15 protein-coding genes are annotated in these 19204 nt (G+C 52.3%); 7 read left to right on the plus strand and 8 right to left on the minus strand.

The genetic code is table 11. From position 1 onward, the window contains the following. Positions 1-12: 12 nt before the first annotated feature. From BMZ56_RS06555 to BMZ56_RS06565, 3 genes are all read left to right on the plus strand, one after another. The gene (locus BMZ56_RS06555) at positions 13-1446 is read left to right on the plus strand and encodes an RtcB family protein (protein WP_090625714.1); all 1434 of its coding nucleotides are present in this window, start codon (positions 13-15) and stop codon (positions 1444-1446) included. 74 nt (positions 1447-1520) lie between these two features. Next, complete coding sequence (locus tag BMZ56_RS06560; RefSeq protein ID WP_090625716.1) at positions 1521-1865, plus strand: YciI family protein; 345 nt, start codon at positions 1521-1523, stop codon at positions 1863-1865. Positions 1866-1872: 7 nt separating this feature from the next. After that, a complete protein-coding gene (locus tag BMZ56_RS06565) occupies positions 1873-3120 on the plus strand; it encodes an RNA polymerase sigma factor (protein ID WP_090625718.1) in 1248 nt (415 codons plus the stop codon). Here the strand turns inward: BMZ56_RS06565 and BMZ56_RS06570 are convergent. Then, entirely contained in the window at positions 3113-3835 is a 723-nt protein-coding gene (locus BMZ56_RS06570; RefSeq protein ID WP_090625720.1) for a class I SAM-dependent methyltransferase, read from the minus strand. The genes BMZ56_RS06565 and BMZ56_RS06570 overlap by 8 nt on opposite strands. Before the next feature lie 88 nt (positions 3836-3923). Between BMZ56_RS06570 and BMZ56_RS06575 the strand changes: the two genes are divergently transcribed. Beyond that, on the plus strand, positions 3924-4793 hold the full coding sequence (locus BMZ56_RS06575) for a LysR family transcriptional regulator (protein ID WP_090625721.1): 870 nt from the start codon (positions 3924-3926) through the stop codon (positions 4791-4793). Positions 4794-4798: 5 nt separating this feature from the next. Here the strand turns inward: BMZ56_RS06575 and BMZ56_RS06580 are convergent, their stop codons facing one another. From BMZ56_RS06580 to BMZ56_RS06610, 7 genes are all read right to left on the minus strand, one after another. Further along, entirely contained in the window at positions 4799-6025 is a 1227-nt protein-coding gene (locus BMZ56_RS06580) for an SGNH/GDSL hydrolase family protein (protein WP_177195061.1), read from the minus strand. Between the two features lie 144 nt (positions 6026-6169). Then, positions 6170-8041, minus strand: coding sequence for a tetratricopeptide repeat-containing sensor histidine kinase (locus tag BMZ56_RS06585; RefSeq protein ID WP_090625724.1), 1872 nt, complete (start codon positions 8039-8041; stop codon positions 6170-6172). A 64-nt stretch (positions 8042-8105) separates the two neighbouring features. Next, positions 8106-10508: a PDZ domain-containing protein gene (locus BMZ56_RS06590; protein WP_090625726.1), complete on the minus strand. Its 2403-nt coding sequence runs from the start codon at positions 10506-10508 to the stop codon at positions 8106-8108. Positions 10509-10518: 10 nt separating this feature from the next. Next, complete coding sequence (locus tag BMZ56_RS06595) at positions 10519-11961, minus strand: RagB/SusD family nutrient uptake outer membrane protein (protein WP_090625729.1); 1443 nt, start codon at positions 11959-11961, stop codon at positions 10519-10521. Between the two features lie 18 nt (positions 11962-11979). Then, positions 11980-15327, minus strand: coding sequence for a SusC/RagA family TonB-linked outer membrane protein (locus tag BMZ56_RS06600; RefSeq protein ID WP_090625732.1), 3348 nt, complete (start codon positions 15325-15327; stop codon positions 11980-11982). 151 nt (positions 15328-15478) lie between these two features. Next, complete coding sequence (locus BMZ56_RS06605; protein WP_090625735.1) at positions 15479-16636, minus strand: FecR family protein; 1158 nt, start codon at positions 16634-16636, stop codon at positions 15479-15481. Positions 16637-16734: 98 nt separating this feature from the next. Beyond that, positions 16735-17277, minus strand: a complete 543-nt coding sequence (locus BMZ56_RS06610) for an RNA polymerase sigma-70 factor (RefSeq protein ID WP_090625737.1) — start codon at positions 17275-17277, stop codon at positions 16735-16737. A 258-nt stretch (positions 17278-17535) separates the two neighbouring features. On the opposite strand from BMZ56_RS06610, the gene BMZ56_RS06615 reads away from it, so the two are divergent. Genes BMZ56_RS06615 through BMZ56_RS06625 form a run of 3 tightly spaced genes read left to right on the plus strand, consistent with a single transcriptional unit; the run spans position 17536 to position 19182 of the window. Next, complete coding sequence (locus BMZ56_RS06615) at positions 17536-18075, plus strand: DUF488 domain-containing protein (protein ID WP_245893108.1); 540 nt, start codon at positions 17536-17538, stop codon at positions 18073-18075. 20 nt (positions 18076-18095) lie between these two features. Beyond that, a complete protein-coding gene (locus BMZ56_RS06620; RefSeq protein WP_090625743.1) occupies positions 18096-18305 on the plus strand; it encodes a hypervirulence associated TUDOR domain-containing protein in 210 nt (69 codons plus the stop codon). Between the two features lie 7 nt (positions 18306-18312). After that, positions 18313-19182: a DMT family transporter gene (locus tag BMZ56_RS06625; protein WP_090625744.1), complete on the plus strand. Its 870-nt coding sequence runs from the start codon at positions 18313-18315 to the stop codon at positions 19180-19182. Positions 19183-19204 lie beyond the last annotated feature (22 nt).

Consider the following 19204-nt stretch of genomic DNA (forward strand, 5'->3'; position numbering starts at 1 on the left):
GAGTCAACAAAAATGAATACATCGACAAATTACCTAATCAATAGCGAAGAGCTGATGTCTCTCGGATATACACCCGGCCGTGCCTTCGGCATCGCCCTCCGCGTCGCACACAAGCATGAGCACCTTGGCAAAGAAGTGTTGCTTGCCCAGCTCGCGGACGTGCTGGCTACACCCGAAGCCTATTTGACAGACGCCGTGTGTAGCAAACTAGCGGCTGCCCTCATCGATGAAGCCAGCATTCCCGAAGATGCTTATATTCCCCTGCGGGATGCCGGTGCCGATTATGCTATCTACGGCGAATCGCACATTGAAGCCGGTGCACGCACGCAAATGGCCGTAGCCATGCAACTGCCGGTAACTGTAGCGGGCGCGCTGATGCCCGATGCGCACCAGGGGTATGGCCTGCCCATCGGCGGCGTGCTGGCGGTGGAGAATGCCGTCATTCCCTACGGCGTGGGTGTGGATATCGGTTGCCGCATGGCGTTGTCTATCTATGACATCCCCAAGGCTTTTTTCGAGACAAACCAGGCACAGTTCAAGCGGGAGCTGATTGCCCAGACACGTTTCGGCGCAGGGCATGGCTTCAAGCCCGATGAGCGGGCCGATCATGCTGTGCTGACCGACGCAGCCTTTGGCATGAATCCGTTCGTAGCCGACCTGAAAGACAAGGCCTGGGCGCAATTGGGCACTTCCGGCGGCGGCAACCACTTCGTGGAATTTGGCATCATCGAATTCGCGGAAGGCGACCCTGCCCTGGGTGTACCCGCCGGAACGTACGTAGCGCTCCTCTCCCACTCCGGTTCACGGGGATTGGGTGCCACGCTGGCCGGTCACTACACCAAGCTGGCCAAAGAGCTGTGCCGGCTGCCATATGAAGCGCAAAATCTGGCGTACCTCGGACTGGATTCCGAAGCCGGACAAGAATACTGGCAAGCGATGACCTTGGCGGGCGACTACGCCTCGGCCAACCACGAGGTCATCCACCGCAAGATGGCGGCAGCACTGGGAGCGGAAGTACTGGCCAAGGTAGAAAACCACCATAACTTTGCGTGGAAAGAACAATGGAATGGGCAGGAGGTGATCGTACACCGCAAGGGAGCCACCCCTGCGGGCAAGGATGTGCTGGGCATCATTCCCGGCTCCATGACTGCACCGGGCTTCCTGGTACGGGGCAAGGGTGAAACAGCGTCCATCAACTCCGCATCGCACGGAGCAGGACGGCAAATGAGCCGTACACAGGCCATTAAGACCATCAGCCACGAAACCATGAGGGCACAGCTGAAGCAACACGGTGTCACGTTGGTAGGTGCCGGGCTCGATGAAGCTCCCATGGCTTATAAGGATATCCACACCGTAATGGCTGCCCAGACCGATTTGGTAGCTGTGCTGGCTACGTTCACACCCCGGCTTGTGCGCATGGCCGACGACGGTAGCCGGGAGGATTAAAAAATAATTGTCCCCAAAAGCAAGCGCCGATTGTCTGGGGTATAAACAAAAATTAAAAACAAAATTATTTTCAGATGAAAGAATTTTTGATGTTGATCCGCGAAGACGCCAACTACGGTGAATTATCGGCGGAAGAAATGCAAGCCTGTATCGAGAAGCATTACCGTTGGGTAGAAGAGCTTACGGAAAAAGGACAATTTAAAGAGGCGCAGCCCTTGGAAGCCGGCGGCGCCCATATCCGTGGCAAGCAGCGGATCGTATCCGATGGTCCTTTCCTGGAAGGCAAGGAATGCGTCAGCGGCTATTACATCCTGTTGGCCGAATCGTTGGAAGAGGCCATCGAGATTGCCAAGGGAAATCCCGATCTGGATTGGGACCGCGCGGTGGAAGTGCGCGAAATCATGCCCATGGAAGATTGATCAACCCATGGACACGAGCGGACAGCTTGCGGCGCACTTTTTCCGTGAACACTCGGGCAGGATGGTAGCATCCCTCGCCCGGGTGTATGGCATGGAGCACCTGGATGCTATTCTGGATGCGGTACAGGATACGTTTGAGACCGCCTTGACACACTGGCGTTATCACGGTCCTCCCCACCATCCGCGCGCATGGCTTTCGCGGGTGGCCCGCAACAAGCTGATCAACGCCCTGAAACATGCCTCGCGGCACCATCACGTGGGCGACACTGAAGCGCTGCTGCACGACGTATCGACAACCGATCCGGATCCCTGGCCGGCTGATGAGGCAAACACCGACGGCCAGCTCCAATTATTGGTGGCGTGCTGCCATCCGGCACTCGGCGAGCGCGACCGCATCATCATCACGTTGCACATCCTCTGCGGCTTTGGAATACCTGAACTCGCCAATGCCTTGCAAATGAAAACAGAAGCTGTCAAAAAGGCCGTGCAGCGCAGCAAAGCATTGCTGCGGCAAAAAACGCCCAACCTGCGCCAACTGAACCTAGCAGACGCTGCCCGGCAGTCGCCCACCGTCTGTACCATCCTTTACCTCGTATTCAACGAAGGATATAAAGCGACGCGTAATGCCAAGGGTATCGACTTCGACCTCTGCTATGAAGCCCTGCGCCTCGCGAAGTTATTGCACACCGCGGCGCCTGCCGAAGCCGAAGTGGATGCGCTGCTGGTGTTGATGTTTTTCGGTGTTGCACGCTTTCCGGCGCGGTTGGTGGCCTATGGCGACTGGATACCGCTGGAAGACCAGAACCGTTCGCTATGGGATCAGCAGTTGATCGCGGAAGGATTCCGGTACCTTGACCAGGCACAGCACAGCGGCTATGCAGGCAACTATTACCTGGAAGCATTGATCGCGTCGCACCATTGTGCAGCGCCTGATTTCGAAGCAACCGACTGGAAAGCCATCCACCACCTGTATCAACTGCTGGAAAACCTGGAACCTGCCTCCACACTCATCCGTCTGAACCGGCTTATTGCCAAAAGCTACGCCATTGGGCCGCTTCCGGTTATTACCGAGTTGGAAACCATCGCCGTGGATGGAACTCCCGGAATCGCATTTCTTCTTGCCGCAACGAAGGCGCATGTTTACCAGCGTGCCGGAAATACAACCCGGGCGCGTGCAGCCTATGAGGAGGCTTTATCCCTCGCCCAGAACCCGTTGGATAGCCAACTGATCCGGAAGCGGATGGAAGCTATTTAATGGCCCCGAAAGCAGCAAAGCACAGGTGTTTATGGAGGAGTTCGACGCTGCGGAACCCTACTTTCTCCAACAGTTTGAATTGAAAATTCACCGAGCGCGGACTGTCCTCCTTTTCAATATAGGCAAATACGCCGTCACGGTACGCTTCGTCTTTCAATCCGGCTAAATAACTTCCATAGCGCTCGCGGTACACCAGTTGCTGAATAGCCGGCGTTTCCTGAACAACCAAATCCGTAATCCACAGGCTGCCGCCGGGCTTCAGCAGGCGGTACAACTTGGAAAATACCGCTTCCCAATCGCTGTCGTCGCGCAGGTGATGCAATACCGCCGCAGCCATGATGGTGCAATAGTGATTCTCCGGTAGGTTTGCTGTACGGATGTCATCCTGCATGAGGGTAATGGCTCCGGTATTTACCGCCGCAATACGCTCTTTCGCACGATCAAGCATAGGTTGGCTAAGATCTAACAAGGTGCAATCCAGCGGTGCCTTTCGGGACAACAGCTTAAGGGTATAATTTCCCGCACCGCAGCCTACGTCCAACACCGTTTTCAAATTAGGCGAATAAGCCATGATGCTGTCGACGATCAGTTCCATGCTAAAGGATGCATCGATAGTGGTCTGTTGCCCCGTTTCCAAATTTGAAAAACGGTCCACGTCGGTATCAAAACGCGCTTTAATTTCCTGTACGGTCGATTTGTCTGAAAAATTTTCCATTGCTATCGTTGTTTGTGTACAAATCTATAGGTTCAAGTAATACTTTAAAAATACTAATAATTGCAATTATTAATACCTTTGAAGTATCATGGAACTACGACACCTCATTTATTTTAAAGCCGTGGCCGAGTTATTACACTTCACTAAAGCGGCAGAGCAGTTACATATTTCACAACCGCCCCTTACCCGGCAAATCAAAGAATTGGAAAAAGAATTAGGTGCCGTGTTGTTTCACCGGAACAATAAACGAGTTATACTGACCGATGCCGGACATTTTTTTCTGGGTCAATGCGAATCGCTCATCCAGCAATTGGACCGCAGCAAACAAGTGGTCAGACAGATCCACGAATCGGTAAGCGGTGATTTTCAGATCGGCTATATCAGTTCCACGCCGTTGACTTCCCTGGCCAAGGTCCTGCAACAACTGAACCATCAATATCCGTTACTGAAAACCCGTCTCTATGAGCTTTCTACCGCCAAGCAGGTAAAAGCCCTGGAAGCAGGCAAGTTGGATATCGGAATTCTCCGTGCACCGGTCACTTCCATACAGTTAGAAATTATTTCCCTGCGGCAGGACCACTTCACATTGGTTTGCGGAGCCAGCGGCTCTTACACCTTGCGGATGACCGACTTAGCAGATGCACCGTTCATTTCCTATAACAGCAGGTACGCCCCGTACTATCACCAGCAATTTATTACGTGCTGTCAGCGACTGGGCTTTACCCCACAAGTAATGCATGAATGCAATAACATGCACTCCATCCTTAGCCTCGTTGAAAGTGGACTTGGCATTGCGCTGGTCCCGTCATCCATCCGGCATCAATACCCCTATTTGAAATTACAATTCACCGAACTGGCGGACATCCCCGTCTACACCGAAATTGTCATGGCCCACCATCGCCAAACCGAACATCCGGCGTTGGCTAGTTTCAAAGCCTTGAGCCACTTATTCTCTTAAGGTAGCTACTGAGTTAAGCCACCCAACAGCATCACATAGCCAATATAAACATCGGCACGTTCATAAGCTTGCCGCTCGCCTTCCGCGAGAGCTTTGTCGCCCAAAATTCCAACCTTATCTATCGATTCGTGCAGAACACGAAAACGTACCGTGTGTTTGCCTGCCGGAATTTCAGGAAGCAGGAAATACTGCGGACGATAGTACGTGGCATACCTATCGAAACGTGTTCTTTTTTCTACCAGTTGCCCATCAATATAAATAGCTAATTGTCCTGTTCCCGGTCCGACGATGTCATATAACCCAACGGCTCGGCCTTCGAACGTTATCGATGCAGTGGGTTGATCATCCGCTGCACCCCGCAGTAACTGTGGAAATGCTTTTTTCAGGTATGCTGGCAGGATGGTATCCGAGTCGGCAATTTGTTCCCAATGGCCCTGCTGGATCAGCTCATCCGGTGTAACCAGGGTCGCATCCTCCCAATTGGAAGGGTCCAACGCCATTGGCAACTCCCGAACGGTTGGTTTCCCTACCGGTTGCAGTGCAAGCATGGTGTGGGTCAGCTCGTTGGTATATAGCCGATGTCCCGTTGCCGGATAGGGATGTACCCCATCTTTTGAGAACACCATTTTTCCGGGATATTCATCCAACTCACCGCGGAAAACAAGCGTATTGTTTCGGAATTTCCGAATCACCTCACGTCCCATAAATACGGACGGCAGGCCGTAATGGTCAGCAATACGTTCCATGTTTTCAATCGTGTTGGTCAGCCGTCCTTCGCCCAATACGGGCGCCATATCCGCCGTTAGCGTATATACAAAGCAGATGTCGGCGCTCGGATTTGCCGCCCGGACCTGCCGCACAACACCTTCCATCGCCCGGCGGACGATTTCCTGCGATTTGCCGTTGTCATTCACGGCAAATTCCACGTATACCAGATCCGGCGCATGCACCAGCACATCCTTTTTTAACCGGAACACACCCAGGTCAGACCCTGTACCGCCCACACCAGCGTTGACTTGCTTGATCGTTGCCGCTGCAAAACGGTGCTGTAACCAGGTAATCGTCTGATCGCGCCAACCTTCAGCAGCCGCGGTGATACTACCGCCAAGAAAAGCAATCGTTACGGAATCCCCCGCTTCCAGCCTTGAAAAAAAATGCGGCAATCCATCGCGAAGTTTCGGATGGTCCAGTACATTTTCCACCGCTTGCGCAACGACTATCTGCGTGCTCATAGTTCCGATCAAACCGACTATCAGACCAATTAGGCTACTTGAAATTCTCATTGTTCAAAGAAACAAAAAAATCTGCCGACACCTACCATCCAACAAAATAAGATACCCTATGGGGGGACCACCACTTTCCAGCAAACTCCCCAATCAGCGCGGCAGTTCGACAACGAATGTAGTACCCCGTGTCCGCTCCGGATCACTTTCAAACCACATCCGGCCGCCATGCGCCTCCACTATTTGTTTAGAAATAGCCAATCCCAAACCAAATGGTTGTTCGCCCGCAGTACCCGGGCGCTGTGCAGGGGTAAGCATATCGAATACCTTGGTATGCAAATGTTGCGGTATGCCGATACCTCGGTCTTGGACGGAAATGTGGACATAGTCCAGATTTGCCTCAAGCGACACTGAAATCCGTTCGCCGTGGGGACTGAATTTGACGGCGTTTCCGATTAGGTTATTGAAAACACACCAAAGTTTCTCACGGTTGGCCGTAATGGCGCACGGTTGGCTATGCAACGTGATAAGCTGATTCTTTGCAGCCGCTTTAGTTGACATCTGGTCTATGCAATAAAGAAGCAGCCGGTCGAGATCTACGGTGTCCTTAGGCATATCATCGGTATGTTTATGCGTATGCAGGAGGTCATTTACCAATTCCAGGGAATCTGTTGCCGATTTATGGATCAGCTCAAGCATTTTCTGTTCGTTGGTTGGCAGATTGTCTGCATCAAGTATTAGCGATGCAGCGGAGCCGATTGCTCCGATGGGATTGCGTAGGTCATGTGCCACAATACGCATCATCCTACCGTTCTCGGCCTGGCTTTGCTCCAGTACGTTTAATGTGATTTGCATCTGCTGGTTCTGTTCGACGATCTGTGCGTTCAATTGTCGGGATATCTTCAGTGTCCGCCGGATAACCACAATGATTCCAGCCGCCAGCACACATCCCAGCACCGCCAGTGCCAGAAAGAACGTTTGATACCTGGATCTTTCAGCCAGTCGCTCCAGTTGCTGCTCTTTGATGGCATAATCCAGGTAATCAATGCCCGCACTGTTATCCAGTCGCTCCTGTTCATCAAACAAACGAATGAGCAACTGACTATAGGTTGCCGCTTCTTGTTGCTCGTTGTGCGCTGTATGCAAGTCAAATAGTTTCCGGGCAAATAGCTGACTATAAAATAGGTACTGATGACCTCTTGCGATCTCTAACCCGCGCCGGTAATATGCTACGGCCCGATCCCCATGATCCGGCGCGAAGTAGTCTGCTATTCCCACCAGCATGTCCATGCTCACGTAGTAAAGCTGTTTCTGGATTGCCCTGTTAATGACACTATCCCACAGGGCGACACCTCTTTGCCGATTGCCCTGCTCAATCAATTCTGTCGCACTCAGGTGATCCAATGCGATCAGCACTCGCACATCGTTGTATCGGGTTGCTATGGCCTTTGCCTCCTGAATGTACCTTTGCTTCTCCCCATGCGGAATTCGGTCTGGAAACAACAGCAGGTAATTATACATCACCAAAGACAAGATCGAATCGTTGGAAAGCTGGTGCCCGATTTTGAGTGCCGATTTGAAGTGCTCAAGAGAGCGTTGGTCTTTTCCCAGCTGTTTATATACGCCCCCGATGTTCATGGCGGTCTGCACTTGGTTGGCCGAGTCATCCAATTGGGTGTATGCCTGGTGTGCATCGTTATAGTATTTCAAGGCAAGCTGTTGGTTTCCTTTGATGTCGTATACTACTCCCAGGTTGTTGAGCGCATCCGCTTTTCCCTTGTCGTAATCCAGGCGGTCCGCTATCTTGCGAGCACGGACGGCATAGTAAAAAGTGGTATCTGCGCTTGTTTCGTACGAAATCATCGCCAAGCGGTTCAATGCGTCTACATACGCCGTGCTGTCCGTAATCCTTTCCAGCAACCGTTTTAAGCCTGTAGTTTCATCCACCTGCGCGGATACCACCTGTGTTCCCAGCAAGCATATAGCCAGCCATAGCCATGTGAGGCGTTTCCTATCGGTTTTCATAGGTATGGGTTATTGATGCCCTCCTAAGTTAACACAATTTTAGGAAACTAGTATGCAACGAAAGTTATTCCAGCGGCAATTCCACCCGATTACGTTGTTGGTTCCGCCATATATCCAGCAGCAGGCGGCCTTTCCATTTGTGTGATGCCTCCGCTTTCCGAAGGGCAAGCACGTCTTCCGTAGGAGTATCCTCACAAGCCAAGATCACATCTCCCGGCTGTATTCCGGCACGTGCCAAGGGAGATCCGGCAGGCACTTCCAATAGTAGCACTCCGGCAACCTCCGCCAAACCTGCAGCCGATTGCTCTCCCAGAGTCTCTACATTTTTCAGCTTGCCGCCGTACCATTGTATTACTTCGCCCGCAGCTAGGGAACTTCCTATCGCGAGCGGCGAAATTTCCGGCGCATCGGCTAAGGCTTTCAGGCGGTCGGCTACTACGCCGAATTCGTTCATCGGTATATTCACAAACCCATCCGCCAAAAAATCAGCATCTTTTCCCAAGGTAAAATTCCCGGCTGCTGCATCCACAAACCGTGGATCGCCCACCACGCCGTTGCGTTCGATGCCATACTTTTGGGTTGCCTCCAGGTCTGTGCTGTCCACAAAAAAATTGTGATCTACTGTATCGCCCCAATGGTTTACCTGAATCTGTTGATGGGCGGTCATCACGATATTACGGGTGAAGACGTCGTGGCTATTTTCAAACCACACGTGCGGATGAAAGCCATTGTTTACTAAAATATTATTATACACCTTCCGGTAGAACCCCTCCCGGAGTTTCAGTCCGCCGGCCAGGCAGAGGTTGTTATAGATTTGATAGTTGCTCGACCCGTCATCCAAATCAACATCCCACCCATGGTCGCACCGGAAACGGTTGTTGCGGATCACCGTTGTCTCTACCGCATCCAGTAAAATCCATTCCGGGTGTACCTTTACCAGGCTGTCCATTACCGCCCTGTTTGGGTGCCAGAAACGGTCGCGACCCCAGGAGTTGAACGCGCCGTGGTCACCTGTTTCCAGCACCGTCTGGAAAACATCATTGTATTCGATGACATGGCCGCCCCAGGCACCGTCGCCGATGTTGATTCCGGCGCGCGGCACCTGATAAATTGTATTATGGCGCACACCGATGCGGGCAGCCAGTTGGATTTGTATCCCAGCTACCTGTTTTTCAATGGTACCGATGTAGCGAATGAGGTTGTCTTCCGCGATACAATCCGCCGGGTACGCTTCGCTCTTCGGGCCGGCGATGGTATCTATCTCGTTGGCGGGCACGTACTCCTCGTAGCGGAAGGATGGCGAACGTGCCGCCGCGGCGTTCCCCACGAAGGCAATGCCACTCCCACCGATGTGTTCGATGAGGTTTCCCGTGATGTCGACTTGCCTGTTGTAGTTGCTCACAAATACCGCGTTCCCTCCCAGCAGGCTGAATGTGGCGTTGTGTATACCGCACCGCTCGGTGCCATCAAACAGCACTGCTCCGTTGCGGTAGATGCTCCAATCGCTTCGCATGAGCTGTTCCTGCGTTTTCATAAACGTCGGCACTGTATGCTGGAAGGTGAGTCCTTCAAAGAAAATGTCCGTAACCGGATGCTCTTCATTCCCTTTTAACTGAATCACCGATTCCAACTGTGCTGCAATGAAGTCCATTTCATCGATCTGCTCGCCTTCTTCAGGGAGGTAATAGAGCATCCGTTCCGCCCGGTCAAAGTACCATTCGCCCGGCGCGTCGAGTTCCTCGGCGATATTCTCCACAAAGCGCATGGTGGGATGCATTGCACTGGGCCGGTTGTTTTGCCATCCACCCACGTAGGTAGGCATGCCGGTTGCGTCTTTGCCGGTGATGCGGTAATGCATGCCGCCCCACCTGCCGCTGTGCATGGCATGAATGTATCCCCCTTCGGGGTTTGCCCAACGGACCACACGTTCGGGCGCCAGCGCATCCGCCGCAAACCCGCCGAAGGGATATACGCCTTCCGCTCGGTTGGGATAGCGCGCCCGGGTTAGTGCCTTCCCTCCTGCATATAAGCTTTCGATCGAATCCACTGTCTGCACGTGAGCTTTCCAAATATGGTCACCCTGTTTTTGCCAGCTGAGTTGCAACGGCGCACCGGCGCTTAGCACCACACTGCCCCCTTCTTCCGCCCGGATTGTATAGGGTGCATCGGGCGTTCCCGACTCTTCAGGCCCAAAAACCAGCGGTTCGGACAAGAAATAGGTCCCCGGAAGCATTACGATGTCAAACCGATTCGTGTTTCCCGATGCCTTTTCTTCGGCCACCGCACGCTTGGCAGTTGCCAACGAGCCAAACGGGTGGTCTTTCGTGCCAGCTGCCGTTTCGGCACCTGTGGGTGCCACGTAGTAGGTGGTTACGTCGGTACCGCACGAGGCCAGGACCCACACACCGCAGATCCACATCATCTGCCGCAGTCGTATTACACCGTACATAAAAATCGTATCGTTCATGGGATTTCATTTATTGGTACAACGGATTCTGCGGGATGTTATTTGTCGTGATTTCTTCCACCGGAATCAACCAAGTTTGGTTGTAAGGTCCAATCGGTACATTCAACGAACTGCCCCTAGCTTCCTGTATCCGGCTAAACGTATTGGTTCGTTTCATGGTTTGCCAGCCCAGTCCTTCTGCATGCAGTTCCCAATTCCGTTCGTTGATTACCGCCTCGCGAAACTGTTCTTTGGTCAATCCGGCCAGATCCGGCACGTGAGAAGCATTGCCCTTATCCAAACGTGCCCTTTCGCGGATTTTGTTGATGTAGCGATACGCATCTGCCGGGCCATTGATTTCGTTTTCAGCCTCCGCCGCAATCAAGTACATTTCAGCCAGCCGAATGATCGGCCGCGACCAGGAGACCATCGCCTGTGAGGGCCCCACTCCACGGTCAATCAAGTCGGTATCCACGAATTTCTGAAAAAAAGGCAACCGCAGGGGGCCGTTGGGTGCTGCGTAGTTTTGCTGTATACCCCAGGTTTTCCGTCGATCGCCGTTGGGGAAACTGCTGACAAAAGCATCTGTGGGCATCAGTACAGGGCGGTAACCTTCTGCTGTACACATCGTATTGTGCAGGCCATTACCGCCTCTTCCCGGCACATATTGCCGTTCCCAGATCGATTCGGAGGTGTATGCTTCGTTATGGAATACCGCCGTATAATCATCCAGCAGTGCAAAGCGGCCATCACCGATTACCGCTAGGGCCTTGTCGCGTGCTTGTGTATAATAATCCGTCAGGTTGAGCGGGTTTCCGGCCATCGTAAGGTATACCCGGGCCAGCAATGCCGTGGCCACCGCTTTGTATACGCGCCCCTCTTGGGGGCCTACATCCGGCAGATTCGACTCTGCGAAAAGCAGGTCATCCACGATCAGGTTATACACTTCTCCTTGCGGCGTGCGGGGCAGTTGAAGCTCGGCGTAGCTAGGAGCCACCTTGGTTGGCATCGGTACATCGCCAAAAAGTTGCACCAGGTCGAAAAATGCGTATGCCCGGAGAAACCGTGCCTCGGCGGTCAGCTGTGCACGCTTGGTGTCGTCAAGCGGCGCTTCCGGCAAGTATTCAAGCAGGAAATTCGCGTTTTTGATCACTCCATAGGGACCGTTCCAGGCATCCCGTGCATTGTAATACGAAGGCGTAGGATTGTTGTTATAGATCGGCAGCGCCTGCTCCACGCCTGCATCCGGTGCGCGGTAAATATCAGCGATCAGTTCGTGTGTAAATGTCACATACATTGGAAAAGAAGCATACATACCTTTCGCAACCGCCTCATAGCCGTCCGGATTAGTAAGAATACCTCCTGGGCTAAGCACCGTTTTTGGATCTTCTGCTAGCATTTTTTCACAGCCGGTGTGGGCAGCCGCAACCACCAAAAATAACCCGGCCCATGTGTATTTTATATATCGTTTCATAACTACGCTATGTTTCTATCAAAAAGTAATATTCAGTCCTGCAGTAATGGATTTAGTAGATGGGTAGTTGCCCCTATCCCATCCCACGATGCTGGCCGAAGCCCACGATACTTCAGGGTCATATCCTGAATAGTTCGTAAAGGTGAGGTAATTCTGTAGGCTTACGTATACCCTAATGGATGATGCTTTCTCCCTGCGGAATACCTGTGGAGCAAATGAATAACCAAGCGTCACATCCCGCAGCCGCAGGTACGAACCATCCTCCAACCAAAGGCTGTTGGCGTAATCTCTCACTGCGCTTCCGCTGCCCGCGGAAGGCTTGTCTATCACATTGCCGCTACCCTGCCAGCGTTGCTCAAACGCTTCGCGGGTAGGCGTCCAATTGCCGTTCATCGTAATGTTGTATTTACGGAATTCATTGGCAATGTCATTGCCATAGCTACCTACGATCAGGAATGAAAAATCCAGCCGTTTATACGTAAAGTGATTGTTGAAACCAAAAGTAAACTTCGGTTCGAAGTTAGACAGCACCGTACGATCCTCCTGGTCGTTGACTACCCCTTCTCCGTCCCAGTTCTTAAACCGGTAGTCGCCCGCCTTCTTCGTCGGTTCGCCATTTTCCACCGCTTCGGCATCGGTTTGGTAGATGCCTTCCACGGTATAGCCGTACAACTGCATCATGGACTGTCCCACGATGGTGGGAAACCAATTGCCTCCTGTACCGATTTCCATGAAGGAGATCGGATTGTTATGCGCATCCACCCCTAGGTCCAGCACCTTTGTCCGGTTGTGTGATACCGTAAGGATCGGATTCCAGGTAACGTTGCCAAGGCTTTGCTGTAAGGACACCTGGAATTCCACCCCCCTGTTGCGCACTGCGCCCACATTTTGCAACACCCTGCTGAATCCGCTCGAACCCGGCAGATTGATCCCCAGCAACAGATCCGTTGTCCTTTTGTCGTACCAATCGGCCGTGATGTTGAGCTTGCCGTTGAGCAGACCCAGGTCTAGCCCCAGGTCCAACTGCCGCGTGGTTTCCCACTTCAAATCCCTGTTTTCCAGTGCCGACAATGAAAAGCCCGTATGTTGTGTGTTATTCAATGCAATATCCACACTGGTCAGGTTGGCCAGCGTCTGGTAATTGGCAATGGCCTGGTTTCCGGAGAAGCCGAAGCTTGTCCGCAGTTTCAAATTGGAAATGGCTTCGCTGTCTTTCAGGAAATCTTCCTCAGAGACCGCCCACGCTAGCGCACCCGAAGGGAAAAATGCAAATTTGTTATTCGCACCGAATCGCGAAGAGCCGTCGTAGCGCGCGGTGAGGGTTACGTAATATTTGTTGTTGTAATGGTAATTGGCGCGTCCCAGGTAGGAAACCAATTTGTTATCGCCAAAAGACGAAGATGGTTGCGCTTTGGTAACTGCCGCCTGGATGTTGTTTGCCCCAAAGATGTCACTGAGAAAACCCAATCCTGATCCACTTTTCAGTTCGTCGCTCCTGCTGTCCTGGTAGGTCAGCCCCACCACTACGTTCAGGTTGTGGCTGCCTATCTCCCTGGCGTATTCCAGTGTATTTTCGTTCAGGAACGAAAAGCTGGTTCCGTAATTTCTGGAGGCTCTGCCGAATACCGGTTGGCCGTCGGCATCGGTACCTTGCCCAAGCGTAATGTTGCCCGGATAATAGATTTCCGATTTATCGCTGCTGTGGTCCAGGCCCGCACTCACATTCAGCTTCAGGCCGTCCATGATCTGGTACGAGAGGTTCACGTTACCCAGCAAGCGAAGATTTTTGGAAGGGTTGTGCCAGTTTTCGGAGAGGCCCACTGGGTTGGTTTCTCCCCATGGTACACCCGTAAATCGAGTATATACCCCATCGGCATTGTACACGCCCTGCGTAGGCGGCATCACCATGGTGGTAAAAGGGATGCCACCGCTGCCGTCGGCGCTTTGGTATTGCGCCCGTTCAAAGTTTGATTGCTGCACCGAAAGGTTCGTATTGAACTGCAGCTTTTCGCTAATTTTCTGATCCAGGTTAACCCGGAACGAGTATCGGTCGAACGACGAGTTACGGATAATCCCATCCTGATTGAAATAACCGAAGGAGCTAAAATACCGGGTCTTTTCATTCCCGCCCGAGAGGGACAGGTCATGGCTCTGTACCATCGCCGTGCGGTACACCAGGTCCTGCCAGTCGGTTCCTTCGCCGAGTGCATCAATCTCCTGCGGTGTCCATGGCAAGGAGGTTCCGTCATTGGTGGCCACCTCGTTCTGCAATTGCGCGAATTCCGCAGCATTGATCAACTCCACCTTTTTGCGGAGGTCTTGTGCTCCCGCGTAGCCGCTGTAGCTAATGGACGGTTCGCCCGCCTTTCCTTTTTTGGTCGTGATCATGATGACGCCGTTAGCTCCGCGCGAGCCGTAGATAGCCGTTGATGAAGCATCTTTCAATACACTGACACTTTCCACATCGTTGGGGTTAAGCTGCGAGGTGAGGCCATCCACCGGCATGCCGTCTATCACGTACAAGGGATCGTTACTGGCACCCAGCGAATTGGTCCCCCTTATCTTTATCCGCATAAATTCGCCGGGCTGGCCCGACGCCTGTGTTACCTGCACACCTGCGGCATGTCCCTGCAATCCCTGCGCAATGGTGGAAACCGCATTGACCTGCGTCAGCTTCTCGGCCGATACCGATGCGATGGAGCCCGTCAGGTCTGAACGTCGCACGGTGCCGTAGCCCACTACGACCACTTCATCCAAGTCTGCCGCCTCTGCTTGCCGCATGGTCACGTTTACGGACAATCTATCGGCCAGTACCGTAGCGGTCTCATAGCCAAGGTAGCTAAACACCAAGCTATCCCCCACAACGGCTGCAATGCGAAACCGCCCCTTCTCATCTGTGGCTGCCTCCGTCGGTTTACCCGCTACCTTTACAGACACGCCCGCCAAGGCCGTGCCTGTTTGGTCGTACACATTGCCGGTTATCCGATCCTGAACCTGTGCCCGAGGGTTTGGGCCCGGGTTGACGGCCACGGGAACGCCCACCTTCTCTTTTACCACGATGGTACCCTCATGCATGTAGTATTCCAATGGGTATTTTTCGGTCATTTTATCCAATACCTCCTTCAACGCTCCCTTAGCGGTGAGCGTTATTTTCAAGCCGCTCCTGAGCAGGCTTTCCTCGTAGATAAACCGGTAGCCTGTCTGCTTCCTGATTTCCGAAAAAACCGTTTTTACTGAACTGTTTTTCACATCGAGGTCTACGGTCTGCCCCGATGTGTTCGCATATCCTCCCAATGAAAATATACTGATGAAAATCCACGTAAGTTTCATGATACGTATAAATTGGCCGTGCGAAATTTTATCCATAAATTTGATTATTAAGGTTATTGTATTGGGTTATAATCGTTCCTGTACATCCTACCTTATCGTGTCCGGAGGTAGTGGCTTACCTTCGGACTTTTAGTGATGCATCGTATTGTGTTAGCTAGTTTTTTTCAAAACGCACCTCCTTTTTCAGTTAATTTACAATGAGTTTTTTTCCCTCGATGGAAAATTGTTTACCGCTCAGGTCGGCGAGCAGTGCACACACCCCACCCAGTGTGGAGCTCCGTTTGATATCGCCGATATATTTTTTGCTGCCCCACGCCACGGTGCTTACCACCTCCACGCCATACCACCTGGCCACTTCATCGAGGATTTCCTCCATGTTTTTATGGTTAAAATAAAAATATCCATCTTTCCAGGCCAGTGCCTCTTCGAGATCTGCGGCCTCTACGCGCATGTCATCCGCCTGTGAAACCAATGCAAAACCAGGCTGCAATAGCTGTTCGCGCCTGCCGTTGCTTACTTTGATTCCTCCTTCTGTCAGGATCGTCTTTACCTGACCGGTTCGCGCGTGGCTGTTCACGTTGAAGGCCGTACCCAGCGCGGTAATCTGCAGCTTGTCTACTTCCACGATAAATGGGCGGGCGGCATCTTTGGCAATTTCGAAGTACGCTTCTCCGGCTATGGTTACCCGGCGTTCGTGAGTAGCAAACCCTGCGGGGAAGATCAGTTTGGAATCCGCATTCACCCATACTTTCGTACCGTCGCTGAGTACCAGTTGATAGGTACCCCCTACCGGCACGACTATCTGATGCTTAGCCGCTCCCTGGGTTTGGGAGGCCCCGCCGTGGTATACCAACCTGCCTGCTTGCAGGTCAACAACAGACGATGCATCGTTCAGCTGCCCTGATTCCCGGTCGTTCAAGACTACTTGTTTGCCATCGGACAAGGTAAGTATCGCTTTATTGCCCCCGGGCAAGACATCATTTTTGTGGCCATATTGCGTATCCGGAACTGTTGTTCCGTTTATCGTTGGCCACATCATCAGCCATGCCATTCCAACCATGAGCAGTACGGCAGCGGCCATTCCCATCCACATCCGCTTTATTATCTTTCTGCGTCGTGCACGGCGTTTGGATAACACCTCTTCCCAATCCGCTGCCTGTGGAATTGCGTCCAGCGCATCCAGCTTTTCTGCTGTCATGAGGTCATCTTGGTATTCACGCAGCAATTCGCGGACAAAGGGATCGTGTGCTGCCCGCCCTTTCAGCAACGCGGCATCAGCCTCATTCAGCGTACCCTTTATATGCGCCAAAACAAGCTGTACCAATTCTATATGATCTTTGTCCATAACCGATCTTTCCCGTTGGTTTATGAATAAGAAACATGAACTTAAAAAATGGGTGAAAAGCCGCGAAGATTTTTTTTTGAAAAAGCGAAACTCCGGTTCTAGGATAACAGGAGCGAAAGGATCACGGCAAATGACTGTGGCGACAGTTTATTGCGGAGCAGGAAAATTGCTCGTTGTTTCTGAGTTTTAACGGTATTGATGCTGACGCCCAACTCATCGGCTATTTCCTGGTTCTTCTTACCCTCCAGGTAAGCCATTTTGCATACGCTGGCACATCGTCCGGGCAATGAATCAAGCGCGGTATGGAGTTCGCCGATGATTTCAGCGTGTACCATCGCCTGAAGCGCACCCATTTCATCGGCTTCATCCATTTTATGTTGCGTGTGGATGCGAGCTGCGATGTGTTGGTGCCGTACCCTATTAAGCGCAGCATTTTTCACGATACTATACAAATAGCTCTTTATGGCTGCCGGATTATCACTTACCCGCGACTGACTTTCCAATAGCACTACAAAAGCATCCTGCGCGATATCTCTGGCGGCTTCACGGCATGCAACTAACCGGTACGCGAATTCACACATGCGCAGGTAGTACCGATCGTACAGCTCTTTCACGAAAATATCCCAAGTAGCTCTTTTCATAATTGCCCTTCAGTGATCTTTATCCGTTTCCCACACCACATCCATAGCAGGAACTTCAGGGTAAGCCAAAGGCATGGTTTATCATTGGTACACCGGCCGCCCTATGGATTACAAAGAACACATAAATGCGGCAACAATGATTCAGGTGGTTTAACCATCTATTCAAACAAATTAGCAGTGGCTGCTGCGGATCATGCCAAGGAGGGCACGATGATACCCTGGTGAAAACATTCCGGCGGATAGTCCGTTAGCTACTTTGTGAAGCCACCCGAACAACCTGTCGTATATACCGTCGGACATTCCAACCATTGTCTGGATGATTTTGTGACGATGCTACAGTCCTTCGCCATCAAGGAGCTGGTAGACATACGAAGGCTTCCCGGCTCACGGAAGTACCCTTGGTTTGACCAAGAAAATCTGAAAATCTCGCTGAAAAAAAATGGGATACATTACTTGTATCTGAAAGAGCTGGGTGGCAGAAGACAGGTACAAAAAGATTCGAGGAACAATCGATGGCATAATGCTTCATTCCGCGGTTATGCCGATTATATGGAAACCGAAGATTTTGAACGGGCTATCGTCCAGCTTGAAACGGTTGCTTTGAAACATCCAATCGCGTACATGTGTGCGGAGGCCGTTTGGTGGCGGTGTCATCGCTCAATGGTGTCCGACTATTTAAAGGCAAAAGGCTGGACGGTATTACATATTATGGCGCCCGGTAAAACGCAGGAGCACCCCTATACGTCGCCTGCCCGAATTGTGGGCGACCGAGTTGTTTATTCAGACGAAAATTTGTAAAATCGACAAAATTCCTCATCATGGCCAAAAAATTTAAAGTCGGCGATAAAGTAAGCTGGAATTCGGAAGCCGGCCGCGTCTCGGGCACCATCATTAAGGTGCATACGGCGGATTTCGATTATAAAGGGTATACCCATCACGCTACCGAAGCAGATCCGCAGTATGAAATCAAAAGCGATAAATCGGATCACATCGCTGCTCACAAAGGCACCGCGTTGACAAAAAAATAGATCGTGTATGACGACTCCCCAGACGACCCGCGGCTGGATCAATGGATTCATCGGCGTCGTCCTCTTCAGTGGCTCATTGCCCGCCACACGTGCCGCGGTACTCGACCTTGATCCGGTGTTTCTTACGTTGGCCCGCGCCGCTATTGCGGGGGTACTTGCTCTCGCCGTGCTGTTGATTTCGGGCGAAAAGCGCCCTGCGCCAAGTCAGCTCCTTTCCCTCCTTGTCGTAGCCATCGGGGTGGTGGTGGGTTTTCCGCTGTTAAGCGCGTTGGCATTGCAATACATTACGTCTGCCCACTCTCTTGTCTTTCTCGGGCTGCTCCCGCTTGCAACCGCTGCATTCGGTGTATTACGCGGCGGAGAGCGCCCACACCCCCTATTTTGGCTTTTCTCTGTCATCGGGAGTTTATTGGTAATTGCTTATGCAGTGTGGCAGGGCATTACGGCATCGCCGAAGGGTAATGTACTGATGCTGGGTGCCATCTTCCTGTGCGGACTGGGCTACGCTGAGGGCGCCGCACTATCCCGGAAACTCGGCGGGTGGCAGGTCATCTCCTGGGCACTGGTCCTTTCGTTGCCCGTCATGCTGCCGCTCGCGTTTGTCTACCTACCTCCTTCTGTGGCAGGCGTTCGTCCCGCCGCGTGGATTGGTCTGGCCTACGTGTCGCTGTTCAGCATGTTCATCGGTTTTATCTTCTGGTACCGGGGCCTGGCACAGGGCGGCATCGCCTCGGTGGGTCAGTTGCAGCTGCTGCAGCCATTTTTCGGCCTGGCACTCGCGGCAACGTTGCTTCACGAACACATAAGCCCCGGCATGCTAGCGGTTACCGTGGGGGTGATTGCCTGTGTATATGCGTCAAAGAAATACGCGGAGTAAAATCGGTGACAAAAATGGAATA

Source organism: Parapedobacter indicus (assembly GCF_900113765.1).
Lineage (GTDB): Bacteria > Bacteroidota > Bacteroidia > Sphingobacteriales > Sphingobacteriaceae > Parapedobacter > Parapedobacter indicus.